Source organism: Asticcacaulis aquihabitans (genome assembly GCF_032490435.1).
Taxonomy (GTDB): Bacteria; Pseudomonadota; Alphaproteobacteria; order Caulobacterales; family Caulobacteraceae; genus Asticcacaulis.
In genome coordinates, this window is record NZ_JAVGWM010000002.1 from 725578 (window position 1) to 752325 (window position 26748).

Genomic DNA, 26748 nt, shown 5'->3' on the forward strand with positions numbered 1-26748 from the left:
CTTGCCCAGCCTGCGTTATCTGTCACTGCCTTGTCGCTTCGTGAGAGGTCAATCAGCGCTGACCAGGTGAATTTGCGTACCATCATCGATGACATGGGCATTGGTCAAGGCGGCTACCGCTGAGCTGAACTTTTCGGGCTCGTTAGTACGGAAATACCCAACCAGGGGCTCGTGCCCGAGCCGGGGAGAATCGACGATGATCTTCTTTCTGTTGTAACGATTAATCTCTTCGACGGCAAAGTCCACAGTTTCGCCGTCAAGCGCCAACTGGCCGCCGCGCCACGACAGCGCCCGGCCAACCCTGGCCGGGTCAGGCGCGGTCACCACCCCGCCACTACCGTCGGTAACCTGCGCCCGGCAGCCAGCGGCGAACCGTACCTTTTCAGCCTCATGGCCCTCGATCCAGGTTTCGACGACGCCTTCGGTGACGAGCACGTCGGCACTGCCGTTGCGCAGGCGGACTGAGAATGCCGTGCCGACGGCACGCACGCGTACCTTGCCGGTCTCAACGATGAAGGGCCGCGTGCGGTCATGGGCGACCTGGAACCAAGCTTCACCCGACGCCAGGGCGATACGCCGTTCGCGGCCATGGAAATCGACCAGAAGGCGGCTATCGGTGTTGAGAGTTGCTGTCGACCCGTCCGACAGCGCAACCTGGCGGACCTCGCCGATCCGGGTCGTAAACGACTGTGTCCTGTCGAACAAGAGAAAGGCACCTGCTGTCGCGGCAGCTATGCCGCCGCCGACAAAAGCCAGGATGCCACGGCGGGTGACGACGGGCCGGTGCTGGCGGGCATGGGCAGAATGGAGGGCTCTGCCACGATTGAGATAGGCGAGGGCGCCCTGAGCACGAAGGAGCGCGCCGGAGCGGCGCTCATCCACCTCCAGCCATGCGTCGAACTCGGCCTCCTCGCTCGCGTCGAGAGGGCCGTTCTCCAGGCGAATAGCCCAGTATTCCGCATCCTTTTCCGGCGCGCTAAGCATTTGTGGGCCCTCTGGCATTGTCACCGCGAGTCTCCGTTCCACGACGCCGTCCTCGGACAGCTGCGGTCCCGTCCGTTTCCAGCGCCTTGAGGATCATCTTCAACCCTCGTACAGAATGCATCTCTACTACGTTTTCGCTTACGCCCAAACGGCGGGCGATTTCTTTTTGCGGCAGCCCCTGGATACGCCGCATCTCGAAGATAGAGCGGCACCTATCGGGCAGGCCGGCAATGATCGCCTGGACGCGGGCCAGCTCCTGACGCGCGCTCAGTTGCCGTTCTGCATCAGGGTTGTCGTCGCTCAGGCCCAAGGTCTGCAATTCCGTCAACTGGCCGATCGGCACGATACGCGCCCGCCGGATATTGTGGATGAGTACAGACTTGGCCGTCTGGAAAAGATAGGCCTTGCCGTTGAGTATATGATCGACGCTGGACAGGCGCGCGATGGCCACATAGGCGTCTTGGACGATGTCGCCGATGTCGTCCTCCGACAGTGACATGCCGCGCAACCAGGCGCGCAGGTGCGCCTCATGGGGAACAATATTGCTTCCCACCCAAACGCCAATATCGCTACGCGTCTGCGCCAAATCGCACTCCTGCCGGCCAGTAATTAGGGCCGCGTCGACAGCATAGAGGATCGGCGCCGCCGATTCCGTCACGGCGCCGAATTTTTTTCGATCCGACGGACCAAGGCCTTTAAGGCGCCGGCGTAAACTTAAAGCTCGATATGATCATCTCGACTGGGTTTCCGTCTGATGGAGGCGCCGTGATCCAGAGGTTCATGTAGACCGGCATTGGCGACTGGCTTATCCGCGTCGTATAGTCGGAGGGCGCGTAAGTCCAGTCGGCGATGGGCAGAGGGTTGGTGTCGTAGTGACCGTTCGTCCCTTGGAAATGAATAGACCTGGCCCCCCAGACGTAACGATGGGTGCTGTAGTCTCCGCTCATGGATATAGGAAAGTTCTGGGTGGTCAGGGCCACCGAGGTCGTTGTCGGGAAGGCGGTGTAGTTCAGTCCGTTGGCTGACGCATTACCCCATCGCGTAAATTCGATGTCGATCTCGTTTGTGCCGTCCTGCCCAACGTCGGCAGTCGGATAGTGAAACAAGCCGAAGACAACATTCTTGTCGAGCGTGTCGACCCGTGTGTTTAGTTCCCACTGATAGGTTCCGAAGCCCATGCGGTCCGTCGAAGACACCTGCGCCGAACACCAGCCGGTCGCGGTCTGCGTCAGCTTTAGATGAAGGTAGCCGGACGCGTCCACGAAGGCGTTCGCCTGGCACCAAGTGTTGTCCCTCGGGCCACCCACCCCGTCCGGGCGAATTGTCCAGGTATGCCCTGCGAATTGCAATGTTGCGGCGGACGCGGCCCCACCGCATAATAACAGCGGCGCGGCGGCCAGCGCCCAGCCGCATACGGTCTTTGTGAAATTCATACTACCTCTCCCCAGTTGCGAAATAGGCGAGCCCTGCGAACGGCCTCAACGGTATAGAGGATTGTGATTGCCATTTCCGTCGCTTGGGAAGGGATTTATCTAGCAGGCATGCCCGTGAGCGACGCGGCAGTCGTTACTTGCCGGCAGCCGTCTCATACCAGCCGGCGCGGCTTAGAACTCAATGGCCCATTGTTGTGTGCCGATCGACATGATGCGCCAGGGCTGATCGACGATCTTGTTCCATGCCTCGCAGTAGAGACCGACCCCGCGCACGTACAGGTGAAACGATATTGCTATGCGCTGAGGCCGGTCCTGATGCTGCGGTGGCTATCAAAAGACAACGGCTTGCCGCGGATGGATGTTGCTTCGTTGCGGGGACGTAGAGAAGCCGCTCGCGTCCGTTTTATCCAAATTATTTGAGATGAAATACATTGGCGGCGAGAGTGATTTGATTGAAAGACGACCGGTTCTCGACAAGCTGATTGCTGAAGCACTGAATCAAAAGGCCGGCAGCCCCAGCCAAATCGATGTTGGGCGGGACAGCATCGAGCGGGCAGATTGGCTGCTTTCTAATTTATATTGAAATTAATCGGGTTCATCGGTGCTTAAAGGCTCAACTGCGGTCTCTGCCGGGGTTGTCGTTAATAGAAATTGCACATCATCGATCTCACCAGCCCGCTTTCAAGGCCGGCAAGCCAGTCGAATTGATCGTTGAGATGGATGACAGCTGTCCTGTCGGGAAGAGTGATTGTGCTGGGACTACATTACCCGGTCGTGCCACGGGCACACTACGCCAGCGCCTCCCGATTATAGTCTGGCCGAAAGGAAAGTAATGTCTATGCTGCCGGCTTGGCTTTGTCTGGTTCGAACGGGTGCAGGTGCAATCGGTTGGTGACGAAGAAGGCCACGATCAGGAATGCGATGGACGGCAAAATACCAAATTGCATCCCGATCCATAGCGAACCACTGGCGATCAGCAGGGGCATGAGGGTAAGGCGCGCGGTCGCATACCATTTGAAGCCGGTGGTTAAGCGCGGATTGGCCAGTCGGGCGATGAAGGCAATGTAAAACCACATCAAGCCGGTGGTCAGTGAAACTGCGGCCATTTCGCCCAGATACATCTGCAACACGACCGATGGCATGCCATGTTCGCTGGCCATGGCGTTGACGAAGGGCATCAAGCCGATTAGGCACAGGAAGATCAGATTCAGAAAGGCTGTGACCTCGTCGAATTTCTGCGTGTAACGGAAGATGAAGCGGTGCGCCATCCAGAAGAGGCCCAGCGAGAAGAAGCTGATAATATAAAATATTAGCTTACCGAGGATGTGCATCAAAAGTCCATTCCATGTCCCATCCCAGTGTTCGGGAGGACGCATTTCGATGACAAGCAGCGTAATGGCGATAGCGAAGACTCCGTCGGAAAAGAATAGCAGGCGTTCGAGATCGTAATTCTTTTCCGGTGTGTCGTGCTCGTTCATGCGGTGTCCCTTTACTGAGAGGTAAAATCAGCCTGAGTTGGCTTTGTCTGTCAAGGCGTCAGCATCGAACGACGCCCTCGAAAATTTGATCGACATATGCTCTAGACGCGCTCAAACCATAGGTCTTCCGCAACAGCCCCCGACATGTTGAAGCCCGTGATCTTACCCGCCATATTACGCTGGAACGCTAGACGGCCAAAAACGGCCTTGAATGAATGCATCAGGTCAGTTTGATAAGGGTAAAGCGCAATATCGGATAGGCGCTGGTGACGCGCCACCAGCCGTCCTCCATCGAGAAGCAACTCGTATTCCGTAGCGAGGTCAGCGGAGCGATAAAGTCCGACATAGCTGGATAAATCTAATGATGCAGCGTCAAACTCAGTCAGGTCCAAACGTCGAACATCGAGCACGCCGTTACGGCTTATGCGATACTTGAGTCCGTTCGGTATGCCGGGTTCGGCCGGATCGAATTCAAGCGTGATGTTGGCCTCTGGATCAAAAAGAAACGTTGTCGGTGACAGTGCTTTCAACGGACGAGTATGGCTGTCTCCTAGCCAGGTCGTAGAAAGCGTCTTTCCGTCAGTCGCCAGTAGCATGATTAGTCCCGGAAAAAGTTCGTAGGCACCGGCATACCGCTGCAAACGCGCTGCATCAGGCTCGCCCTGCTCGGCAACTGGACGCACAAAGCCCGGCTTATCGACCAGATAGATGTCGGCCACCGCAAAGGCTATACGAGAAGCGTCAAAGGCCGAGGTGTTGCTGAGGACCGCGACTGAGAACCGTTGATCCGGAACACGTAACAGGAAGGCGCGAAAGCCCGCGTCCCGTCCCCCGTGGCTCCACGTGTCCAGACCGTTGTAAAGGTGCCGCTCCTGTCCCATCGCGTAAAAATGTTTGGTACCATCGCTGAGCACCAGTTGCTCATGCATTGCCTTCATCGCACAGGTCTGGCCGGGTTTACCCTCAAATGCGACGGCCCAACGGCATAGGTCTTCGCTAGTTGTCAAAAGGCCGGTCGGCCCAAGCGCCATGGAATTCAGAATGGCACGTTCAAAACCCTCTCCGTTCGAAAAATACGAATTGGCACGACCCGTGACAATTCGCTGGTTGTCGTCGTTGAACCGGGTGTCGGTCATACCAAGCGGGATGAAAATACGCTCAAGGCAGAAGTCGGGAAAGGGCTGTGCCGAGACCCGCGCAACGATCTGTGCGAGCAGGAAGTAGCCACTATTATTGTACTGGAAACGGTCACCTGGTTTGAAGTTCAACCCGCTTTGCCGGTACACCATGCGCCGCAATTGCTCGTCAGTCACTGCGTCGTCGCTACGCCAACCGCCTGCCTCCAACAGGGTGTACGCATCACGAAGGCCACCGCTGTGATGCAGTAGATGGCGCAACGTGAGGTCACGCGCCGCGCCCCTCACCTCGGGCAGGTATTTGAGGACCTTCTCATCCAGCGAAAGCTTGCCTTCCGCCGTCAGAATCAATGCGGCATAGGCCGTGAACTGCTTCGATAGTGATGCCACATGGAACACTGTTTTTGGTGTAACAGGGGCGATGTTCTCAAGGTCGGCAGCGCCGAAGCCCTCTGAAAAGACGCACGCGCCCTCCAAAGAAACTGTAATCGCGGCACCAGGCTTGCCTGGCCTGGTCCATCGCGCCATCAGCTGAGCCATCGCGTCCGATTGGGGGCCGCTTGATCGTACCAGCGGTGTTTTCGAAGACGATGGGCGAGCCGCAAGAAACCCCGTTCCTGCCAATGCGCCAAAGAGCGCCGTACGGCGTGTGGATGTCAGCATGCTAGTGATCCTTTTGTAGTGGTGGGTACTCGCCACTAATTCTGTTGTAAGGATCGTGCGACCGAGTTCATGAAGTCGGTCGTTTTTTTTCGACGCTTGTTTCGGGTGAGATTTCTGTTTGGAGCTTGCGATATTGGCTAGGCGTCATTCCGGCATGCTTCCTGAAGGCGGTATTGAATGACGACTTGGAATTGAACCCTGACTCCAGCATCACAAATGTCAGGTTTGAGCGTGCGGCCGGTGTGCGCAGGAGCGCCTTAGCGCGTGCGATCCTAAAGCTATTGATGAAGTCGAAAAAGTGGGTCGCCATATGATGGTTGATGAGGACTGAAAGGTTTCTAGGAGAAACCTGCAGCTTTTTAGCAAGCATCTCCAGGCTAAGGTCCGGGTCGACATACGGCGCCTCTTTTTCCATGAACGCCTTCAACCGCCGCATGTCCTCGTCCGCCGTGTCCATCATCGCGTCTGGGAGTTGCGCAACGCGCTTGAGCCGCCCGTCAATGCCTCGGAAAAGGTCAGGATGCCTAAGGGCCTTTAGGGTTATCCAGACGGTCACTGAAAGCGCAGTTCCCGCCACGATCCATTCTAAAATAAGAACCTTGTCTCCAAAGTTATCCAAGATCATGTAGGTCTTCACCGCCACCAGCGAATGGGCGGCGAACGAAACGGCCAAGAGCTGCGTGAGCCAGACAATGGTCTGTGACTGTGCGCCGGAATAGCGCTCAAGGAACAGGGCTCGAAATCGCTGTAACATTAGGGCGACCCCGATTGCATAAGCGTAGTACTGCGCTTCTAGGCCAATCTCGATCACGAGGAACTCGGAACTCCGGCTAATTGGTGCCGGTGTGCCTCCCCAAAGCCCGAGGTAAACGCGCGGAAGCAACAAAAGTGTCGCCAGAATAAAAGGTAAAAGATGCAGAGACCAGCCGGCTCGGGGTTTGAGGTCGCCGAAGGACACAGATGCAAAATACCCAAGAAACAGAGGCATCTGCAAAAAACCAAGCGTAGTACGCAGCATGCGATACGGCGCCGGAAGCGGCACGATCACGTAGGTGAACCAACTGCTCAGATCGATCGCTGTAAGGAAAAGAAAGCCGGCCAAAAACAAGTTGGCGGTTCGGATTTTCGATTTTGCGGAAAGGAGGAAGGCCACCAGCAACAAGCAGACGCACGTCGATACAAGGCCCAAGCCATTGATTATTGTCTCGAGCGTCATTCTAAATCCTGAATGTTCAATTGGACTTGCACGGAGAGTGGAGAATGATTTGGGTTAGGGTCTTGTACACCGTCCGCTAACAAGTCGAATTTCAGGGTTTGAATACGGTCTCGACCATGTGACAACAATTGCCCTTTCCGACATGGATATGACAAAGCCATAACTCGTCAAGAGTTTTTCGTAGTCGTTGGAAACAGTGTTGGCTCCCGCGGTCCGGGTGTGTGGCGTGTAGGATGTCGGCACCTGTCAGGCGATATCAGCAGGGTGCAATAGGCATTTCTTAGGGCGTTTTTGTATTCCCATTTTGCCTGCAATTTGCGCCCCTCGCTATCAAAGCAGGTCGTGGGTACGCAGCGATCACGGCGTGGCGTTCGCGGGTGGTGAGGCAGGTTCACTATATCCACTCCGAGCGCATCTGAATCCTGAGTTCGCCCGTAGCGTCTACAGTACGCTGAGTTATGCACCCGACATTACGGCCCAAAAGGATTCACATGACAAAGAAATATCTGGCAGCTGTGTTTATCACGGTTGGTCTTGCCGGCGCAGGTTCGACTGCCTTTGCCCAGAATTGGAGCGGTCCCTATATTGGTGGATATGTAAATTCGACACGCTTGCCAGGCCATGATGAAACCCTGACATTTGATGCCAACCTGGACGGAAAGTACGGCGATACTGTCAACACAGCCGGTGGGGTGAATGCCTTTTCGCCAGGTTTCTGCGATGGCAAGCCGCAGGGAGCCACGCCGGTCGATGGTTGCCGAAAAGAAGACAGCCAGGTTGGCTTTGGCGTGCGTGTCGGTTATGATTGGCAAGGCGGTCAATGGGTATATGGTGTGCTGGCCGAGATCGCCAGCATTGACCTGAGCGACAGCGTTACCGGCTTTTCGACCACGCCTGCGGCCTATACCTTCACGCGTGAGATTGACTCGTTGATAGCTGTGCGAGGGCGCATCGGGTATGCCTATAATAAGTATCTGTTTTATACCACTGCTGGCTATGCCTGGGCCGATATCGACCGGACCTTTGCCACCACCAACACGCTGAACAGTTTCAAAGCGACAGATGGCGATGATGGCAAGGGCTATCAGGTTGGATTAGGTGTCGAGACCCACATCAATAGTCGCTGGTTGCTGGGCGTCGAGTATCTGCATACGTCGCTGAATGATGACGGCGTAGTTGTGCGCGCCGGCCCCAGTGCCAACACGTTCGCTTCCAACCCGTTCCTGATTGCCAATACGATGGGCACTGATATGAAGCGCACCGATAACAAGTTTGAGAACGACGCCTTGGTAGTCACCGTGACCTACCGCTTTGGCGGCATGTAATCAGATTGAGATAATGAAACCGACTCGCACCCGTTGGTTACTGTGGCTGAGCCTACTCCCGTGCCTGAGGGTGTCGGCATAGGCTTGGGTGAGGAGCGAAGAAATCATGCCTCCCGGTCTTGGCTTTAGGCAACCGAGATCTTCGTCTTCGGCAAACGACGCAATGATATCGGCGTTGCCGAATCCGTCAGCGAGGCCATGGTATCGTTTGCCAAGTTCACAGATCTTAATCTTACGCGGCCAGGTGAGTTGTCGATGTCGTGGCAGGCACACCGTTCCGGAAATACCAATGTCAATCGGTAGTTCTTACTCGGCCTGGAGATGGGCGATTTCTCGAATGCCGGCAGCGCATCCTTCCACACCTTCGAGCCACGTACGGTTCGGATGCGCTGCGTATTCCACTGGGCTGACCTTGAGACAACCACAGCACGCGGGCAGCGTTACGCCAGCGTAAACTTTTGGAAAATAATGAAAAAATTATCGCGCGCGGCAAATCCTGTCCGCGTGTTTTTGCGTATCTGTCATGTCGTTAGTTTGGCCAGCGGAAATATGGGCTTGAGTTATGACGACCTTGCAGCATTAGCGGCAAGAATTGACAGTCATCTGTATTCGGCAACCTTTCTTTCCGCGTTACCTTGAGCGCTACATCCAAAACGCGCAACAAAGTGCGTTGCTGTAAATAACGGCGTTTTTCGTTGTGTGTTGAATCTGTTCGCGTTTTATCGAGTTTTTATAATCATGACATTGTCGCGCAATTCAAAGCTCAGTGCCCCCACATTGAATCCTTATGCTGCGGCAACGGAAATGGCGCTTGCAAGTCGGGAGGTCGGGAATGATCAGCGTACTGGAACCAGCAGTTGTCTCCCCGCCGAAACCGCGTGTCCGCGTGGTTGAACTCGTCAATCTCAACTTCCTGCTTGAGCGCGTCGCCAACGGCGACAAACCGGCCTTGAAATCACTCTACGATCTGATTTCCGCGCGTCTGTTTTCCGTTTTGCTGCGTATGGTCAGAAGGCGGGAAGTTGCCGAAGACTTGCTTCAGGACGTGTTCGTCACGGTGTGGTGTAAGGCGCACCAATTCGATGCACGCCGCGGCAATGCCGAAGCCTGGCTATTTTCGATGACTCGCCGCAAAGCGATCGACCGGTTACGCATATCCTACAGGGAGGTTATTGGGCTGACCGAAGATGTAGCCACGTTGGAGCCACAATCGGATATATATACTGGCTGGAACGACACCGAAGTTCATATGGCGGTACGCCATTGCATGATGACTCTAAAACCGGATGTTAACCGGGCTTTAGAACTATGTTACAAGTTTGGCTTTACTCATGAAGAGTTAGCCGCCGAGTTGAAGGTGCCGGTGGGTACCGCCAAGAGCTGGGTCCGCCGTGGCCTGGCGCAGTTGAAAGACGCTTTAGACGAATATGAGCGAACCTGATGACTTCCTGGCGGTCCGTTACGCCCTCGGCGTAGCCGATCTGATCGAAGTCACCACGGCAGAACTTCGGCTGGATGGCGATCCGGATTTTGCGTCAAAAGTTGCATTTTACGACGAGATATTCACCCGGCTGGATATGACCTTGCTGCCGATGGCCCCTTCATCATCCGTATGGGCCCGTATTGAGCAGTCCATTACTGATATCGAAACAGCGCCAGAGACCGATACCGTGCGCGGTTCCAATATGGCCTGGGAGCCATTCATACCTGGCGTCGAACGCAAGATCCTGTTCGTTGACAAGGCGACGGCGACAAGCGGCGTCCTGTACAAGGTTGCGGCTGGCGCCAGCGTCGACAATCACGGTCACGCGCTCATCGAAGAATGTCTGGTCATCGAAGGCGAAATCGATATCGCCGGCGTTATTATTCGGCCGGGTGATCTGCATGTCGCCTTGCCCGGGTCGCGACATGGACCTCTCTTCAGCCGCCACGGCGCCGTCGTCTATATTCGCGGCGATCTGCAAATCCAGGCTTGATATCAGTCCATGTGGTCAGGTGTGTAGCCCGGTGTTGGCACCAGGTTGAGCCCGACTTCGAGCACGGCGATAGCGATCAGCCAGCTGCATGCCACCTTGATGGCAATTCCCCAGTTGCGTTTGACGAAGATCTGACCGGGGATGAATAGCAAAGCCAGGGGCAGCCCAACAATCACCGCCGGGGCGCCGCCTTCGACATGGGTTACCAGTCCGGCCCACAAGCCGGCATTGAACGCCAACACACGCCACAGCCATGACATTTGCATTTCGGATAACCAGCCGACCGGAACATGCACGGCGGCAGCAGCAATTATAATGCTGGCCCAGCAACCGTTGAAAGCCAGATCATCGGACATACCCGTCATCGGTACGAAGGCGGTCGTCAGGGCGGTCACGATCATGGTCATGGCGCTTTGACGTGCCACTTTCGGGTGGGCGTAGCTCAAGGCCAGTCCGATAGCCGCTGCCAGCAAAGCGTCGGGGAGAGCGGCCGTGCGCATTACATCACCGCCTGGGCCATGAATACGCAGCCGGCGAGGGTTATGGCGGCGCCCAGTCCCTTGACCACCCAGCGGCCTTTCGGACGACTATTGATAAGACCGATGATGATGCCGCAGACATGCAGCAGGCCGGTGCTCAACACAAAACCCGTGCTATATCCGACAGGATCGGCGGCGGATGGCAGTTCCTTACCGTGAGCAAAGCCATGAAACAGAGCAAAAATGGCGACGATTATGCAGGCCATCCAGGACGGCGCCTTGTAACCGAAGGCAATAACCGCGCCGAGCAAAAGAACCGACAGGGCAATGCCGATTTCGACCGGCGGCATAGGGGCGTTGAGCATGCCCAGAAAGGCGCCGATCACCATCATAGATGGGAAGATTACTGGCAAGGCGACAATGAGCGGCCGCCCCAGGATAGCGCCCCACAGTCCCACCGACACCATGGCTAGCAAATGATCCCAGCCGGTCAAGGGATGCAGGAAACCCGATACGAAGCCCCCGGCCAGCCCGGTTCCGACATGGGCGTCTGCTGGCATGGCGACGGCGGCCAGCGTCACGACCATCGCTGCGGCAAGATGCACAGGAAAATTTATACCAACATGCGACCAGAAGCCCGCTTTGTCCGTATAGATCAAAGGACGTGTGCGGGGTGTGAGCAATGACATCCGGTTTCCTGTCCTGGCTATCCAGAGATACATACGCGCGAAGCAGGAGAAGAGATGACAGGGATCATGAAAATTCGGCGAACCAGACGCAATTATCTGGGGCTGTGTCTGGCGGCTGTGGCAAGTCTGGCCGTTTACTTACCTGCATCCGCGCATGATTTCTGGGTACAGCCCAAGACCTTCAATCTGAAAGCGCCGGGTACAACGACCATGACCTTGCAGGTCGGCCACGGCACAGCGCGGCAAACATCGTTGATGACGGCCGACCGTGTGACACGCTTCGATTCCTTCAGCCACAGCGGACATGTCGATCGTCGCAAAGAACTGCGCCTTGGTGATGCCAATGTCGATACGACGATGGCATTTCCGAAGACGGGACTGCAATTACTCGTTTTTGAGACCAACGGCACATACAGCGAATTGCCTAGTATTCGTTTCAACGACTACGCCAAAGTCGAGGGTTTGACGCCGGCCATTGCGCAGCGTGCCCGCCTGAAGCAAACCGACCAGCCAGGCCGTGAGGTTTATAGCCGTCGCGCCAAGGCACTGATTCAGGTCGGTTCTTACACAAAAGCCGATGACGCCATAGCCAGCAAGGCTATCGGCATGTCTCTGGAAATCGTTCCCGAGATCAATCCCTATGCGCCAGGGTTCAAGGGTGATCTGCCGGTACGCATCTTTTACTACGGCAAGCCGCTGGCCGGCGCGAAAGTCAACCTCAATAATCTCGATTTTGATGGACGTCCGGTTGAAACCATGTTGTCCGATGCCAGCGGTCGCGTTACGTTCCATTTGCCTAAGAACGGCTTCTGGCAGTTGAACGTTATCTGGACGCGGTCGATCAGCGACCCGAAGGCGGATTTTGAAACCATGTTTTCCAGCTTGACCCTAGGTTTCAGTCCGGCCTAGTCATCCAATAGAAAAAGGCCCGCCTCGGTTAGAGGCGGGCCTTTTTCTATCATTAGGTGGGCTAGTTTACAGGCGATGGTTTGGCGGTAGGATCGACCGGAACTACGTCGCTGGCGGAGACTGATGCCGGGTCCGAATTCGGATCGGCCTTAAAATCCGCTGCGAACTTGGCACCAAATTTTGTGTTTGAATCGGCAGGCGCACCAGGTGTGATAACGACCGTTTTGCCGCCACCGTCTCCACCACAGGCACTAAGACCTGCGGCAAGGGCAACGACCACAGAGAGCATGATCAGCTTTTTCATATCTGGTTCCTTTAGCGGTGTTCGCTGAGCGGTGAGCCCGGCAGCGGCGTGTTCAGATACGGGAAGGCGTTTTGCAGATCGGTGGCAGAGATCGGCGCACCATCGGTGAAGGGCACGTTACCGACCGGGGCGTTGGCCGGTGTACAGACACCCAGGTTGGTTGGCGTGCCGTTGATCGGTACCGGGTAACACAGCGCCCCCATGGCAACGCGCAAGGTAATATCCACCGTGTCATCACCCGGGCGGCGGCCATTGGGATAGCCGGCCAGATCGTCGCCGGCAACGCCCAGGTTCTTTTGCGTAGCGCGTGGGGTCACGGCCACGCCGGTATTCAGGCGCAGCATTTCCGAAGCCGTGACGGTTTTAAGTTGGTTCAAGGTCGGCACGCCGGTCAAGAAAGCCGCAACCAGATCGTTACGCGGAAAGTTGTTGGGCGCCAGGTCAGCGATATTGGTGTGAAGCGTCGCATTGACCGGTGCTTTGAACAGCAGATTCAGGATCGCCGGGAAGGTTGGATTAGTGACATAGGCGCCGAACTGTGCGTCGCCAGAAGGCTCTGACGCATTGAACTTGTCCTTGTCCGGCAGTCCGATGACCAGTTCATTGACCAGCGGCATGCCGAGGCGGGAAACCTGAACATAGGCACCACCAGACACCGACGGTTGCTTATAGGTGGCGCTGGGATCGAGGAGACGGGCTTGGGGCAGGCTGGCCGTTTGCCACCCCCCAATAACGCCATTTCCTGCACCGACCAGACACGAGATCGGCACTTCCAGTGCGATGCTGGTGACGTTCTTCTTGCCGACCAGTTCGTCATTCGCCCGGCTTTGGGTAATACCGCCGGGGAAACCCCCGCCATCATGCGCGCCGGGCGCACTGTCACCTTCGATAGGCACGAAGTTGACCAGGTCGAATACCGAACCGAGATTGACGGCAAAGGCTTCGGCGCGTTGGCCGACGAAGACGCGGCCGGCCGTGCTGCAGCCGGGAATGGCCACATTATAGATGAACTTGCTGGCATAGGTGGCGTAGTCAGGGAAGGTTTTGCGGCCCGCATTGTCAAAGGGTTTGCCGAACGTGGTGCCGCCACCGCTGACATTGGTAACCGCAGCGCGCGTGCCAAGCCGGCGATCACCGGTAATCAAGGTCAGGGTATAGCTTTCACTTTCACCGAGGTTCGGGTCAGTTGGCGTTTGGCTGATCATGCCGGCATCGCGCAGCGCGATCGAATTGGTGGTGCCGCCAATGTTCAGTTGAATGCCTTTGTCATTGGCCAGTGCGTTGCTGAACTTGAACTGGAACGTCAGGTGTTCCTTGGCATCGCCGACATTATCGACGTGAATTTCATAGACCGCGTCCGGGTCCATTGTGAAATAGTTCGGGCCACCGCCCGGATCTTGCAGCGGCTGATAATTGGCGATGAGGGTCACAAAGCCTTCGCGGCCTGGCTCATAGCTGCGGAACATGTAGAAATCGGTCGAGTCGACCTTGGGTGATTTGGTAACGCCAGGCGCTTCACGGTGACTGGAAGCGTAGGTGGGGAGTGTCCCTGCCATCAAGCTGATGACACTGGTTGTGGTCAGGATGGCGATGCCACCGCGTTTCAGAATGTTCACGAAAACCCTCCTGATCGCTGTGCGATCAAACTGCATGTCTATTATTTTAGGCCCTTAAAAGCCCTACGTGGCAGGCTGAATGACAGATGCAGTGGGAATGAAAATATTTCTGGATGCGATGACCGAGTCTACCGGACTGTTTAAAAGGTCGCCCCAACGCCATTCACCAGACCCGATCGCCAAGACCACAGTCGTCTGGTCTTCTGGTACCAGAAACAAGACGGGGCCGCGGTTGGTCTGTGTCAAACATTCTGGGCGCGCATGACCGACAGCTTTGACCAGCAAGGCACGAAGCAACCCCTGTCCGCCGGATAGCGATGTCTCTGGCCAATGACCATCCCACAACATAACAGCATTGGCTACGGATCTTTGCGAGGTCGGTACACCTTCGAGTCCTTGGCGGACTTCCGGACTTTGGGCGAAAATACTGGCCAGAGTTGCCGTCAGATCGCAAGGCACACCAGGTGCGCCTGTCGATGCTGGGTTAAACTGGTCAAGTGTCACGGCATCGGCGGCAGACAGCTGCGGCTCGGCGTTATCAGGATTGAGGGCAACTTCTGGTTCAATCTTTGGCGGTTCTAGTCCCTGGTCCGATGCGGGCTCGGACGTGCTGATCTTTTTTACGGCAAGAGATAAAATCGAAGGCGACTTAACCGCAGCCTCTCTTGCGGGCGCGGTCGCTATCAAGCTCACGACCACTTCGGTAGAAGCATTGCCGCCAACAGGCGCTACGGGAGTTTGTCCCATTTGGCAGAGCAGGACTAACAATAACGCATGGCCGACAAGCACGGCACAGCTAATCCATACCCATTCAAAAACGGGGCGAGACGACAAAAGTCGTGACGACGGCAATTGGAGCATCATGCGAATTCCGGCATCTAATAAGCCTAAAGTCGGTTACGCGTAAGCTTCAGAAAAAGATGCATTCCCAATTATAGTATCGTGCCACGGCGCCGTGTTTTAGGGCACGCTGCCCCCGCGATTTAACCCAGTTTATGGCATGCGATTTTGGGCTGGACGAGATATGGCGTCGTTAGCATTAAAAATGGAGAGCCCAGACAGCTTTAAGGGCATAGTCTCTTGCGCGGTCGAGAATGACCTGCAGGCTTTCCGCGCAAAGTTCCTTCAAGGACTTTTTAAGGCAGGGTCTTCAGGCGGCGAGGGGAGGACTGAACCGCTTGCAGCTCGGACACCGAGAAAAGGCTGTTCATCGAACTCGAAGTTCATATGTTGAGCGCTAACCCGCACCGTATGGGGCTGCCTCATTGACTTTGAAGACGGGGTGAATCTCGCCGAACAAAGGGACGCGATTGCTCGTCGCACGAATACTCCTCGTGCGGCTTAGATGTGCACTAATTAGGCAGAATGACACACGCACTTAGTCCACCTGCCGGATGGTTCTCCACTATAAGAGTAGCTCGAGTTGCTGCCGCCTGGGCTTTGGCGATCGTCAAACCGATCCCCGTGCCATCTCCGCTCGAAATTTTCGTATCTCCGCGCACGAATGGCTCAAACGCTCTTGCCAGCAGTTCAGGCGACATACCAGGCCCATGATCACGGATGCTTATACGCACAGTTTTGTCCTGGCGGACGCACGATAGTTCCGCGCCACCGCCATACTTTACGGCATTGTCGATAAGATTCATAAGGCAGCGGTGAAGAGCATCGGGACGCACCTTTGCGCGCATGGGCGGGCCATCGATGAAGCGCACCTTGTGCCCGATATCTGCGGCGTCATCGGCCAGGCTCGACAGCAAGGAGTTGACATTGATAAGGGTCCAGTCCTCGGCGCTCTCACCGCTGCGCGCCAAATCGAGGCCGCGTTTGACCATGGCAAGTGTGGCAGACAGGTCGTTGATAAGCCGGGTGCGCAGAGCCTCATCTTCTACCAGTTCTAAACGCAATCGCAGGCGCGTGAGCGGTGTCTGGAGATCGTGACTGATTGCCGCCAGCACGCGCGTGCGTTCGCGCACACCTTCGCGGACACGCTCCTGCATCAAATTGAAGGTCGTCAACGCGGCGCGGACATCCGAGGGGCCCGTTTCAACGACCGGAGGCGCATCGATCGAATGGGCGAAGGCGTCGGCGGCTTGTGACAGGCGCCTCAATGGCGCGCTGGCCAGACGCGCTGTCAAAAGTGAGAGGATGAGGCTGGAAGCGAAAACAAGCGTCAGGAACAGGGGACTGGTTATGGCGCTGGGAGGCTTGCCGAGATTGGGCAGGGACAATCCAATATTCATTTTGCCAGATGCATCTTCAAGCGTCAGAAGCCAGCAGTCCGGCGGCCTGATGTCGAGAATGCCTGCGGTATGCGACTTGACCCAAAACGGGTCCCCTTTGATGCAGGACGCCGATTCCAGATGATACAAACCGGGTTTCATGGTGACGCCAATGCGATCGGTCAATTGCCGGGTGAGGGTATCGTCGCGGATAATCTTGTCGGTCGGCAATTCTAGCAACTGCGCGCCAACGATTTGCTGCGTCTGCAAACTGTGCTTCGTGCGTTCTGCATCGCTTTGCAGGCGCGAGGCCACGTCCGCGGCGCTGGCCAATACCTTCTCGCTATACAGGCGTTGATAGTCTTGTTGCCGCGCGGTTTCTGCCGCAAGGAGCGCAACAACGGCGGCGACTGACATGCCGATGACCAGTATCAAGGTGAGGCGTCCCTTGAGCGAAGAGACGAAATTAATAACTGAGGACCAGAGCTGCTTCATTTGAAGTCGACGTCTGAGGCAAGCAGATAACCTTGTGATCGCACCGTCAGGATGAGGTCCTCACCGTCAGGCTGGAGTTTCTGGCGCAGGCGGCTAATCTGGTTATCGATCGTCCGGTCGAAGGCGACCGTGGCGGAGCGCTGCGGGAGCAGAGCCTCACGGGAGAGCGGCTTTCGTGCGTTGTGAACAAGGCGGTCCAGGATTTCATATTCTGTCGTTGACAGCATAACAACGCTGTTATCACCAGCAATCAGCCGCCGCTTCGTCAAATCGAGCGTCCATTCGCCAAAGTAGGCGAACCGGGCTGAATGATGGCTGACAGGCAAGGTGCGCCGCAGGAGATTACGTATCCGCGCAGTCAGTTCCCGTGGTTCGAATGGCTTTGTCAGATAATCATCTGCGCCCAGTTCAAGCCCCAGCACGCGGTCGATAGCACTGTCGCGTGCCGTAACCATGATGATGGCGCCGTGGTGACCTTCGGCACGGAGTTCGCGACATAAAACCAGTCCATCACCATCCGGCAGAGTGAGATCGAGGACAATCAGGTCGATTGGGGCGCTATTCAAATGATGTCGGATGGTGGCAAGATCCCCGGCCTCGAACAGAATGTAGCCTTCGCGCGATAGCTGGCTGACGACCAAAGAGCGGATCTCGGCGTCATCATCCACGATCAAGAGGTGGGCGGGTGTGTCTCTTGACGGCATGAACGATGTCTCGATGAGGTTCGCAGGCATCTGTGAAACTACGTGTTCCGCCATGTTAAGTCCAGTCTGCCACATGTAACCGCCTTACCTGCCCTACAGCGAATTGTCCGCGCCAAGCGCCTGATAGACGGCGATCCGATTGCTGAGATCTGTCAGCATCAGCGAGATGGAGGCCTGTTGCGCCGAATAAAGTGTACGTTGCGAGACCAATGCCGGCAGAAAACTATCGACGCCTTCGCGATAGCGTGCGTCGGCAATCTTGTAACTGCGCGTTGCCGATGCCAGGCTATCCGACTGCGCCGCGCGTTGGCGGGTGAGGGTGCCTTGGCGGGCCAGAGCATCGCTAATATCCTTATAGGCGTTTTGCGCCGCCTTACGATATTGCGCGAGATAGTAATCGCGCTGGGCCTTCCTGTAAGCGACATTTGCACCTGTACTGCCACCGATAATAGGCATGCTGGCACTGATATCATTGGTCCATGTCCGGTTATCGCCGGAGAAGAGACTAGACAGGGCCTCAGACGCTGTCCCAAGGGTACTGGTCAGAGAAATGGTCGGAAAATAGGCCGCACGCGCGGCGCCAATATTGGAATAGGTTGCCTTAAGTGTATGCTCGGCCTCAATAACGTCGGGGCGGTTGAGAAGGACGCTGGAAGATAAGCCGGCGGGCGTCTTGTTGATCGCCTTATCGAGGTCATCGAGCGAAGTGGGAAGGAGTGCGTCCGCGACCGGCCCGCCGGTCAGAAGCTCAAGCGCATTGCGGTTCTGTGCAACCGTCGTTGTGTAGCTTTCGATATCCGCATGCGCCTGCGCCAAGGTCGTTTCGGCATTGGCGACATCGCTGCCGCTGATCAGGCCGCGCTTATGCAGATCCTGCGTCAAGGTGAGTGTACGCTGCGCGCTCGTGACTTGGGCCCGTGCCGTTTCCAGCAACGCCATATTGGCCGCCAGAGTAACATAGGCGGTGGCGGTTTCGCTGATGATCGTCAGACGGCTGGCTCGTTCGCCGCTTTCACTCGATAGGTACTGTTCAAAGGCGGCTTTCGACAGGTTGCGCTGGCGACCGAACAGATCAAGCTCGAACGCTGATATGCCTATAGATGCAGAAAAGCTCTTCTGTGTGGACGTACTGTCTTCAGATTTGCTTTCTACCTGATTGGCGTCGAGGCCCGCCGTCAGCGATGGAAGCTGAGATGATTTTTGCGAGCGATATTGCGCCCGAACCGAAGCAACGTTGGCAATGGCGGCCGCCAGATCCTGATTGTGTGTCAACGCTTGATCGATAACCTGCCTGAGCCGATTATCCTCTATTAACTCGCGCCAGGTCATGCCAGCTTCGGCTTCTGACGCTTGCGGGTAGGCCGCGCCAGTTGGCCATTGCGGCGCCACGAAATCCGTGGTCGTGCGAACATAGCTGGGTGCCAGACTACAGGCGCTCAATGCCGTCGTCGTCAATAATAGCAGGGCTATGAGACGTCGTTTCATTATTTGGCCTCCTTACGGTGGAACAGGCGGGAGACGACGTAGAAGAACATCGGGACGTAGAAGATGGCCAAGACGGTTGCCGTCAGCATGCCGCCGACAACGGCCGTGCCGATGGCAATGCGGCTGTTGGCGCCAGCGCCAGAAGCCAAGGCCAGCGGCATCACACCGAAGATAAAGGCAAGGCTAGTCATCAGGATCGGGCGTAGTCTTCGCCGCGCAGCGTCCAGCGCGGCATCGAGCATGGGCTTGCCGTTACGACGGCCCTCTTCGGCGAACTCGATAATCAGGATGGCGTTCTTGGCCGCCAAACCAATGGTGGTGATCAGTCCGACCTGGAAATAGATATCATTGTCCAGACCGCGAACTGTGACGGCCAAAACGGCGCCGATAATGCCGAGGGGTACGACCATGAGAACGGCCAGAGGCACCGACCAGCTTTCATACAAGGCGGCCAGGCAGAGGAAAACCACCAGCATGGATATACCATAGAGAATAGGCGCCTGCCCGCTGGACTGGTTTTCCTGGAATGACAGTCCCGACCACGCATAGCCGGTACCGGGCGCCACTTCCTTTTGCAGCTTGATCATTTCGGCCATGGCATCGCCAGAGCTGCCGCCCAAAGACGGCTCGCCCTGAATTTCGTAAGCGGACTGGCCGTTGAAGCGCGACACGCTACTTGGACCCTTTTCCCACGAGGTGGTGGCGAAAGCAGAGAAGGGCACCATGACCCCTTGCGAATTACGCACCTGCCATGCGTCGAGATCGCTGGGCTGCATGCGATAGGGGGCATCGGACTGCATGTAGACCTTCTTGACGCGACCACTATCGACAAAATCGCCAATATAGGCCCCACCCCAGGCGGTTGACAGCACGCTCGATACGTCGCTTTCGGACAGGCCGAGAACTGCGACCTTGGCGTCATCAATGGTAATGCGCAACTGCGGTGTGTCGGCCAGGGTCGAGGCCCGAACCTGTGAAAGCTTGTCGCTCTTGTTGGCGGCGGCGATCAGTTTGTCCCGCAGGGCTATAAATTTCTCTCTCGACATGCCGCTCGTATTGAGAAGTTCGAAGGTGAAACCATTCGACTGGCCAAGACCGGAAATGGCTGGCGGCGTCATTGAGATGACGGTTGCATCCCGCAAGCTGCTAAAGGCCTGCATGGCGCGCATATTGATGGCAGAAGCTGTGTTTTTTGCGCCCTTACGCTCGCCGAACGGCGCGAGGGTGACAAAGGCCATGCCGGTATTCTGGCCGGAACCGCTGAAACCAAAGCCAGTGATGGTAAAGGCGTCAACGACGTTCGGCTTTTCCTGGGTGGAATAATAGGTTTGCACACTGTGTCGCACGGCCTCAGTCCGCTCCGCCGTGGCACCTGGTGGCAGGTTGAACATGACCATGGTTTGCCCCTGATCTTCCGTGGGAAGGAAGCTGGTCGGCAGGCGATTAAGTAACAGGAGCATGAGGATGGTGAGGGCGGCAAATATGCCCAGATGTAGCAAGCGACGCTGAATAACGGATTTTGTGCCCGACACATAGGACGTGGTGGTACGATCAAACCAGCGATTGAAGCGTCCTGACAGACCGCGGCGCTTTAGCGGATCATGGTTGCCGGGCTTGAGGAGGGTTGCGGTAAGCGCAGGTGACAAGACCAGCGCGACCAGAACCGACAGCAGCATAGCGGCGACGATGGTCACTGAAAATTGGCGATAAATCACCCCTGTGGAGCCGCTGAAAAAGGCCATCGGCAGAAATACAGCCGACAGAACCAAACCGATACCGACCAAGGCGGAGCCGATCTCGTCCATTGACTTGATCGTCGCTTCCTTTGGGGACAGACCGTCTTCGGCCATGACCCGCTCAACGTTCTCGACCACGACGATCGCATCATCGACTAGCAAGCCGATGGCCAAAACCGTGGCGAAAAGCGTCAGCGTGTTGATTGAATAGCCGAAGAGCGCCAGTATACCGAACGTCCCCAGCAGCACGACGGGCACAGCAATCGCCGGGATCAGTGTGGCGCGCCAATTTTGCAGGAAGATGAACATGACGATCACCACGAGGATAATGGCCTCAATGAGCGTCTGCACAACCTCTTCAACGGACAGCTTGACGAAGTCGCTGTTATCGCGCGGATAGGCGACCGTGTAGCCTTCAGGCATATTGGCAGCCAGTTCTGCGACCCGCGCCTTGACCGCGGCGGCTGTCTTGAGTGCGTCGGCGCCCGTCGCCAGTTGAATGGCGATACCAGAGGCTGGGTGCCCGTTCATTTGTGCCGAAGTCGTATAGCCTTCCTGTCCGAGTTCGACCCGGGCCACATCACCAAGGCGTATGACCGAGCCGTCGTCCGAGGCCTTTACGATAATGCTTTTAAACTGATCAACCGTGGTCAGGCGTGATTTCGCGCGCACGGTGGCGTTCAGCATTTGCCCATTGACAGCGGGCTGAGCGCCGATCTGACCGGCGGAGATGTCGGTGTTCTGCGCGGAGATAGCGCTTTGGACGTCAGATGGCATTAGCGACAGCGCCGTCAATTTGGCGGGGTCGAGCCAGATGCGCATCGCGGACTGCGAGCCAAAGATGGACGTGCTGCCGACGCCGTCGACGCGGGCGACTTCGTCTTGGAAATTTGTCAGCAAATAGTCAGAAATTTCGCTGCCTGAGTGTTTGTCGGTCTTGTCATAGAGCGCTACGATCATCAGGAAGTCAGCGTTCGATTTGGTGACGCTTATGCCTTGTGCCGTAACAGCGGAGGGCAGGCGTGACTCAGCCTGCGAGACCTTATTTTGAACCTGCACCTGCGCGGTGTCAGGATCCGTGCCTTTTTTGAAGTTGACGGTGATAGACACGCTGCCGGAGGAATCCGACGAGGAGCTGAAGTACTCCATGCCGTCAAGGCCGGTCAGTTGCTGCTCGATGATCTGGGTGACACTGGTCTCCAGTGTCTCAGCCGAAGCACCGTTGTAGGTGGCGCGTATCTGGATCGACGGTGGGGCCACATCTGGATATTGCGCGACAGGCAGGGAGGTCAGGCCAACCAGCCCGCCGAGCATGATGGCGATGGCGATCACCCAGGCGAAGACCGGGCGTTCAACGAAAAACTGACTAAATTTCATAACTTTTTACTCGCTCAGCTGAGTGGCGACGGCCTTGACACTATCGCCCGCCCTGACCTTGTCAGTACCTTCGACGATTAGCCTGTCACCCGCGTTCAGTCCGGCGCTCACCAGCCATTTGTTGCCGATGACTTGAGTGACGGTCACTTGGCGCAGGGCGACCTTGCCCGATGCATCGACGACCAGAGCCGTTGCGCCACCTCTGCTGTCACGCGTAATTCCCTGTTGCGGGGCCAGTCTGCCGTTTTGCACGACCGATTGCGCCGCCTCTACGCGAACAAACATGCCCGGCAGTAATATACCATTCGGGTTGGCGAATTTTGCGCGGACCGTGACCATACCAGTGGTTTCATTTACAGAGGATTCTGCGAATTCGATCTTACCGGTCAGCGGGTATATGGTACCGTTATCCAGCCGCAGCTTAACGGAGGCGTCGCCTTTTGTCTGGTCTCCGCTGGCCAAATGATCACGCAGATTGAGAAGGTCGGCCGCAGATTGCTGGATATCGACATAAATGGGATCGATCTGTTGGATGGTGGCCAGGGCCGTGCTTTGTTGCGCATTGACGAGGGCGCCTTGTGTGTAGGTGGATCGACCAATCCGCCCGGAGATCGGCGCAGTGATCTGGGTGAAGCCAAGATTGATATTCGCCGTCTGTAATGCGGCCTGATATTGGGCAATGCTCGCCCTGGCCTCGCGTGAAGTGGCGATGGCGTCATCGAGATCCTGTTTGGCGACGGCGTCGGCACTTTCCAGGCGTTGATAGCGCGCGACTTTGGCATCGGCGGTCGCCGCCGTGGCCTTGGCACTTTCAAGCTGGGCCAGGGTTTGGTCGCGCGATGCGGTATAGAGCCGCGAGTCAAGCTGATAGAGTGGCTGTCCGGCTTTGACGATACTACCTTCCTCGAAAAGCTGTGCCTTAATGAGGCCATCGACCTGCGGTCGCACCTCGGCCGTCTTCGTGGCCGTCGTTCGGCCGGTGAGTTCGGATGTCAGCGTTACCGGCTCAGTGCTCAGCGTCACATAGCCGACTTCCACCTGCCGCTGAGGCATACCGGGAGGGGCTTTAGGTGAGCAGGCTGCGCAGGCGAGCAATAGAAAGGCGGCGAGAGAGGTGACCGCCAAGGACGTAGTTTTGAACACTGAAGCCTCGAAAGAAGAGTTTCGCGTGTGTTCAAGATCAACCACAGGTGCGAGCTGGAAAGCGGGATAGGCGCATTATCTGAAGAAGCAGCCAAATAACATGTCCAGCAACGGCTGTTGAACGCTTGAATAGCTGCCTACTCGATCATTCCTGTGACGAAAACGAACACTCCCGAAGGTGAGGGGCGCTTATTCGCCGAGGCGTCTTCCTTACACTGTCAACGCAGAGCCAAACATTCGGCAAGTGTAAGCATATGTATCGGCTTGTCGTGACAAATGTCCGGCGCGACACAATAGCTGGAATCATGGCCAGTTGATGGCTCATTTTTGGGCGTAGCACACCCTTGAGACGGATGGTTTTAGTGTCGTTTTGAGCGGCTTTGCCAATAAATTAGTCGATTTCGGCCCATTCTAGCGTGCACAAAAATGGGCACTGGCAGTGTAAGCATCTCGACATATGCCGAACAATTAAATGCCGCGCCATCTGATCTTTCGTGAATTTTTGTAACCTCTTTCAGAATAGATCAGCCATGTCCGAAATTCGCTCCGTTTTCATTGCTACGCCCTGTTTTGGCGGGCTGGTGACCCAGGGGTTTATGCAATCGGTTCTTGCATTGATGCAATACGTTGGGCCGCATAACATTCAACTCACTCTCGCGCTTCTTGGAAATGATGCGCTGATCACCCGGTCCCGCAACTCGCTGGTCTCATCGTTCCTTAATGCCACTGAATGCTCTCACCTCCTGTTCATAGATGCCGACATCACCTTTGAGCCGGAGCAGCTCATCCGTATGTTAAAGGCCAATAAGGACGTTGTTGGCGGGATTTATCCACTCAAGACGCTGGACTGGGAGCGGGTGGCACGTGCTGAGACGACTGAAGCGCCCGAAGAGCAAGCTTTGCACTACGTTGGCAATCCCGCCGACAATGCGAAATGGGATGGCGATTTCGCCACCGCGGACTATGCCGGTACAGGCTTTCTCTTGATCCGGCGTGAAGTCATCGTCAGCATGATCGCCGCCTATCCGACTCTGCGTTATTCGCATATCCATGCGTATCCGCGCGTCAAAAGTACGCCGGATTCGCAATACGCCCTGTTTGAATGCATGATTGATCCGGAAAGCGGTCTGTATCTTAGTGAAGACTTTGCTTTCTGCCAGCGCTGGCGTGATATTGGCGGCGAAATCTGGCTGGATACGGTGGGCAAACTGACACATGTCGGTAGCCATAACTTTGTCGGTAACCCCTCTGCACGCTTCGTGCCCCCGCTGAGATAATCTACTGCCTTGTTTGTCCAGTACTATTGGACAACTTCCTATTGATGAGGCTTGTTATTTTAACGCTTGGATCGAGCGGAACATACCACAACTAAGAGCTAAGATTTCGTATTAGAAAATATCTCTTTATAACTGAATAAAAACGAGATTTGTGAAACCGATGATCTATTTTATGAGGGTTGTCGGCTCGGAGGGCGACACGCATGGCGAACGCCCTCGTCAACTCAGTTGAGAAACGTTTGCGACGAAATTCTATTTACCGACTGCAGTTCCGCCAACTGGAAGTTTAGCGAATAAGACTATGAGGGATCAATTATGCGCGCGCTGGCCGCTCTTATATGAGGCCGCGTCGGACTCGAAGCTGGCCTGACCGTAGCGTTTGAGCAACCCTTCCAGCTTGCCCACCAGGAGGCGATCCGCGAATTTGCGCACCACCGGGATATCGGCGAGGAAACCAAACACTCTTAGCTGGGAGAAAATGCGCGTCGCAGCGATCAGGGCCAGTTTTCGGTCCTTTAGCGTATAGGTAACGCCCATACGGGCGGCGCGCTTCGTATCGCCCTGCAAGAAGTGCTTGATGAAGAACGCTTTTGAAAAGCTTCGCTCCAGTTCCCGGTCGATCTTGCCTGGCAAGGAGGTGTCAAAAGAGAGTTCTGTATTCATAGTGCCTCGAACCAGGGTGCCGCATGTGGCTTCATCATAACCACCGCGCAGGGTGGCTTGACGCGCCAGCATCAACCTGGCGACGGAGCGCGGCGTGTCGCCTAGCAAGGGTTCGGGCAGGCCCAGAAGAAAACAGCGATACCGTCCGATCTCGATCCGCGCGCGTTCTTCTGCGGTAAACTGCTCCCGGCCGTCCTTCAGCGCCCGAAACGCGATCAGGAATGAACCGATCTGACCGGCTGGCATCTGATCGACCTGTGGAATAGGCACGCCATAGACGCGCGTATCCCATAAGCCTTTGTGTTTCATGACATTGAAGCGTACCATGGCGTGCATCAGGCGCACCATTGCAGCGGCTTTAAACGCAGCCCCCTGTCGTTCAAGGGCGCCCGGCATGACGGTGAGGGTGAAGAAGGTCGCCGTCTCATGCACGCGTTTGGCAGCCAGTTGATCCGACAATTGCCCAGTCAGTGCCATCGGCAAGGCAGAATATTTATTCATGAAGGTGGCGAGAAACGCCCCGCGAATAGCGAAGGGTACCAAATGGGCGTAGTGATTGCGTTCAATCCGGGCACCTTCGCGGACCAGATTCATATCGAGCCACTTAGGTCTTGCTTCCATTGCGGCAAGAAAGGCGCGCAATTCATCAGGCGCGTCCGGAACCGCCTCCACGCCTTTGTCGCACGCGGTCGTAAGCCAGGAGATCAGCTGACGAAAGCCAAATTCCGGAATTCTGGCGGCATAGGCATCCGCCAGTGGGTCTCCGGTCATGGTATAGGCCGCCATCATCTCGATCAGAGAGGCATCGGCCATAATCTCGGGGATCAGTTTTTCAAAGCCCTGGAGACCGTCTCCAGACGGATTCGTTGTGAACCGTTCAGGCAGGGTGGCGAAGTCCATGTCGCCGTAAATAGCAGGTACCTGCGTTGCCTGGCTTTCGACCTGGTTCCAAAGCGTTTGATGAAAATGCCGCTCCATCTATGTCCTTTGCTCGACGCTTTTTTCATAGATCGGCGTGGTAACGGCCGAAATCAACTGAGCTCGGCCGCGTTCATCGCGATGACGCGCGTAAAAACTTCGGTCGCCATTTCCATGGGCATTCTGATTTATGAGTGGGTATAAATCAAGCGCGCCTGATCACACGTGCCAGGAGAAGCAGAACGATTGCGCCGCCGGTTGCCGTGACGATCGTGCCAATAATCCCGCCACCGATGTGAATGCCCAGAACGCCCGCAAGCCATCCGCCTATGAACGCGCCTAGGATACCTACGACAATATCACCAATAAGACCAAAGCCACCGCCCTTGACGACTGCGCCGGCAATCCATCCGGCGACGGCGCCGATGACTAGCCAGATAATGATGGTTTCAATGCTCATGGGATGTATCCTGGTTTAGGATCGGCCTTTGCGGCAGATCGGAACCATAGACTTACAGGTGCT

General features: G+C 56.2%; 26 protein-coding genes. 8 read left to right on the forward strand and 18 right to left on the reverse strand.

Annotated elements, in window-relative coordinates; genetic code table 11:
- Positions 1-48: 48 nt before the first annotated feature.
- The 3 genes from RCJ00_RS09810 to RCJ00_RS09820 form a co-directional block, all read right to left on the reverse strand.
- Positions 49-984, reverse strand: a complete 936-nt coding sequence (locus RCJ00_RS09810; protein ID WP_316221672.1) for a FecR family protein — start codon at positions 982-984, stop codon at positions 49-51.
- The gene (locus RCJ00_RS09815) at positions 977-1570 is read right to left on the reverse strand and encodes an RNA polymerase sigma factor (RefSeq protein ID WP_316221673.1); all 594 of its coding nucleotides are present in this window, start codon (positions 1568-1570) and stop codon (positions 977-979) included. Before RCJ00_RS09815 ends, RCJ00_RS09810 begins: the two co-directional genes overlap by 8 nt.
- Positions 1571-1679: 109 nt before the next feature.
- Entirely contained in the window at positions 1680-2417 is a 738-nt protein-coding gene (locus RCJ00_RS09820; protein ID WP_316221674.1) for a glycoside hydrolase family 16 protein, read from the reverse strand.
- Between the two features lie 108 nt (positions 2418-2525).
- Between RCJ00_RS09820 and RCJ00_RS20665 the strand changes: the two genes are divergently transcribed.
- Both RCJ00_RS20665 and RCJ00_RS09825 read left to right on the forward strand, forming a co-directional pair.
- Positions 2526-2837 carry a DNA polymerase beta superfamily protein gene (locus RCJ00_RS20665; RefSeq protein WP_411267536.1) on the forward strand — a complete coding sequence of 104 codons (312 nt, stop codon included), beginning with the start codon at positions 2526-2528 and terminating at the stop codon, positions 2835-2837.
- Position 2838: 1 nt separating this feature from the next.
- The gene (locus tag RCJ00_RS09825; RefSeq protein WP_316221675.1) at positions 2839-3000 is read left to right on the forward strand and encodes a hypothetical protein; all 162 of its coding nucleotides are present in this window, start codon (positions 2839-2841) and stop codon (positions 2998-3000) included.
- Positions 3001-3253: 253 nt separating this feature from the next.
- Here the strand turns inward: RCJ00_RS09825 and RCJ00_RS09830 are convergent, their stop codons facing one another.
- From RCJ00_RS09830 to RCJ00_RS09840, 3 genes are all read right to left on the reverse strand, one after another.
- Entirely contained in the window at positions 3254-3895 is a 642-nt protein-coding gene (locus RCJ00_RS09830) for a TMEM175 family protein (RefSeq protein WP_316221676.1), read from the reverse strand.
- A gap of 101 nt (positions 3896-3996) precedes the next feature.
- Positions 3997-5694 carry a serine hydrolase gene (locus RCJ00_RS09835; RefSeq protein WP_316221677.1) on the reverse strand — a complete coding sequence of 566 codons (1698 nt, stop codon included), beginning with the start codon at positions 5692-5694 and terminating at the stop codon, positions 3997-3999.
- Positions 5695-5761: 67 nt separating this feature from the next.
- On the reverse strand, positions 5762-6910 hold the full coding sequence (locus RCJ00_RS09840; RefSeq protein ID WP_316221678.1) for a helix-turn-helix domain-containing protein: 1149 nt from the start codon (positions 6908-6910) through the stop codon (positions 5762-5764).
- A 491-nt stretch (positions 6911-7401) separates the two neighbouring features.
- Between RCJ00_RS09840 and RCJ00_RS09845 the strand changes: the two genes are divergently transcribed.
- The 4 genes from RCJ00_RS09845 (at position 7402) to RCJ00_RS09860 (ending at position 10211) form a co-directional block, all read left to right on the forward strand.
- A complete protein-coding gene (locus RCJ00_RS09845) occupies positions 7402-8235 on the forward strand; it encodes an outer membrane protein (RefSeq protein WP_316221680.1) in 834 nt (277 codons plus the stop codon).
- 321 nt (positions 8236-8556) lie between these two features.
- Complete coding sequence (locus tag RCJ00_RS09850; RefSeq protein ID WP_316221682.1) at positions 8557-8874, forward strand: hypothetical protein; 318 nt, start codon at positions 8557-8559, stop codon at positions 8872-8874.
- A 193-nt stretch (positions 8875-9067) separates the two neighbouring features.
- Positions 9068-9676 (forward strand): RNA polymerase sigma factor, encoded by a 609-nt coding sequence (locus RCJ00_RS09855; RefSeq protein WP_316221683.1) that lies wholly within the window; start codon positions 9068-9070, stop codon positions 9674-9676.
- Positions 9663-10211, forward strand: a complete 549-nt coding sequence (locus tag RCJ00_RS09860) for a cupin domain-containing protein (RefSeq protein WP_316221684.1) — start codon at positions 9663-9665, stop codon at positions 10209-10211. Before RCJ00_RS09855 ends, RCJ00_RS09860 begins: the two co-directional genes overlap by 14 nt.
- A 2-nt stretch (positions 10212-10213) precedes the next feature.
- Here the strand turns inward: RCJ00_RS09860 and RCJ00_RS09865 are convergent, their stop codons facing one another.
- Entirely contained in the window at positions 10214-10711 is a 498-nt protein-coding gene (locus RCJ00_RS09865; protein ID WP_316221685.1) for a hypothetical protein, read from the reverse strand.
- Positions 10711-11379, reverse strand: coding sequence for a HupE/UreJ family protein (locus tag RCJ00_RS09870; RefSeq protein WP_316221686.1), 669 nt, complete (start codon positions 11377-11379; stop codon positions 10711-10713). The genes RCJ00_RS09865 and RCJ00_RS09870 overlap by 1 nt, the downstream gene beginning before the upstream one ends.
- 66 nt (positions 11380-11445) lie before the next feature.
- On the opposite strand from RCJ00_RS09870, the gene RCJ00_RS09875 reads away from it, so the two are divergent.
- Positions 11446-12288 carry a DUF4198 domain-containing protein gene (locus tag RCJ00_RS09875; protein ID WP_316221688.1) on the forward strand — a complete coding sequence of 281 codons (843 nt, stop codon included), beginning with the start codon at positions 11446-11448 and terminating at the stop codon, positions 12286-12288.
- A gap of 61 nt (positions 12289-12349) precedes the next feature.
- Here the strand turns inward: RCJ00_RS09875 and RCJ00_RS09880 are convergent, their stop codons facing one another.
- The 8 genes from RCJ00_RS09880 to RCJ00_RS09915 form a co-directional block, all read right to left on the reverse strand.
- Positions 12350-12592, reverse strand: a complete 243-nt coding sequence (locus RCJ00_RS09880) for a hypothetical protein (RefSeq protein WP_316221689.1) — start codon at positions 12590-12592, stop codon at positions 12350-12352.
- An 11-nt stretch (positions 12593-12603) separates the two neighbouring features.
- Positions 12604-14208 (reverse strand): DUF4331 domain-containing protein, encoded by a 1605-nt coding sequence (locus RCJ00_RS09885; RefSeq protein WP_316221691.1) that lies wholly within the window; start codon positions 14206-14208, stop codon positions 12604-12606.
- A gap of 63 nt (positions 14209-14271) precedes the next feature.
- The gene (locus RCJ00_RS09890) at positions 14272-15072 is read right to left on the reverse strand and encodes a hypothetical protein (protein ID WP_316221692.1); all 801 of its coding nucleotides are present in this window, start codon (positions 15070-15072) and stop codon (positions 14272-14274) included.
- A gap of 488 nt (positions 15073-15560) precedes the next feature.
- The gene (locus RCJ00_RS09895) at positions 15561-16922 is read right to left on the reverse strand and encodes an ATP-binding protein (RefSeq protein ID WP_316221693.1); all 1362 of its coding nucleotides are present in this window, start codon (positions 16920-16922) and stop codon (positions 15561-15563) included.
- Positions 16919-17680, reverse strand: coding sequence for a response regulator transcription factor (locus RCJ00_RS09900; RefSeq protein WP_316221694.1), 762 nt, complete (start codon positions 17678-17680; stop codon positions 16919-16921). The genes RCJ00_RS09895 and RCJ00_RS09900 overlap by 4 nt, the downstream gene beginning before the upstream one ends.
- Positions 17681-17719: 39 nt before the next feature.
- Positions 17720-19111 carry an efflux transporter outer membrane subunit gene (locus tag RCJ00_RS09905; RefSeq protein WP_316221695.1) on the reverse strand — a complete coding sequence of 464 codons (1392 nt, stop codon included), beginning with the start codon at positions 19109-19111 and terminating at the stop codon, positions 17720-17722.
- Positions 19111-22224, reverse strand: a complete 3114-nt coding sequence (locus tag RCJ00_RS09910; RefSeq protein WP_316221696.1) for an efflux RND transporter permease subunit — start codon at positions 22222-22224, stop codon at positions 19111-19113. The genes RCJ00_RS09905 and RCJ00_RS09910 overlap by 1 nt, the downstream gene beginning before the upstream one ends.
- A gap of 6 nt (positions 22225-22230) precedes the next feature.
- Positions 22231-23277, reverse strand: coding sequence for an efflux RND transporter periplasmic adaptor subunit (locus RCJ00_RS09915; RefSeq protein WP_316221697.1), 1047 nt, complete (start codon positions 23275-23277; stop codon positions 22231-22233).
- Between the two features lie 620 nt (positions 23278-23897).
- On the opposite strand from RCJ00_RS09915, the gene RCJ00_RS09920 reads away from it, so the two are divergent.
- Positions 23898-24644, forward strand: a complete 747-nt coding sequence (locus RCJ00_RS09920) for a hypothetical protein (protein ID WP_316221698.1) — start codon at positions 23898-23900, stop codon at positions 24642-24644.
- Between the two features lie 309 nt (positions 24645-24953).
- Here the strand turns inward: RCJ00_RS09920 and RCJ00_RS09925 are convergent, their stop codons facing one another.
- Both RCJ00_RS09925 and RCJ00_RS09930 read right to left on the reverse strand, forming a co-directional pair.
- Entirely contained in the window at positions 24954-26285 is a 1332-nt protein-coding gene (locus RCJ00_RS09925; RefSeq protein ID WP_316221699.1) for an oxygenase MpaB family protein, read from the reverse strand.
- Between the two features lie 145 nt (positions 26286-26430).
- Positions 26431-26685 (reverse strand): GlsB/YeaQ/YmgE family stress response membrane protein, encoded by a 255-nt coding sequence (locus tag RCJ00_RS09930; protein ID WP_316221700.1) that lies wholly within the window; start codon positions 26683-26685, stop codon positions 26431-26433.
- Between the last annotated feature and the right edge of the window lie 63 nt (positions 26686-26748).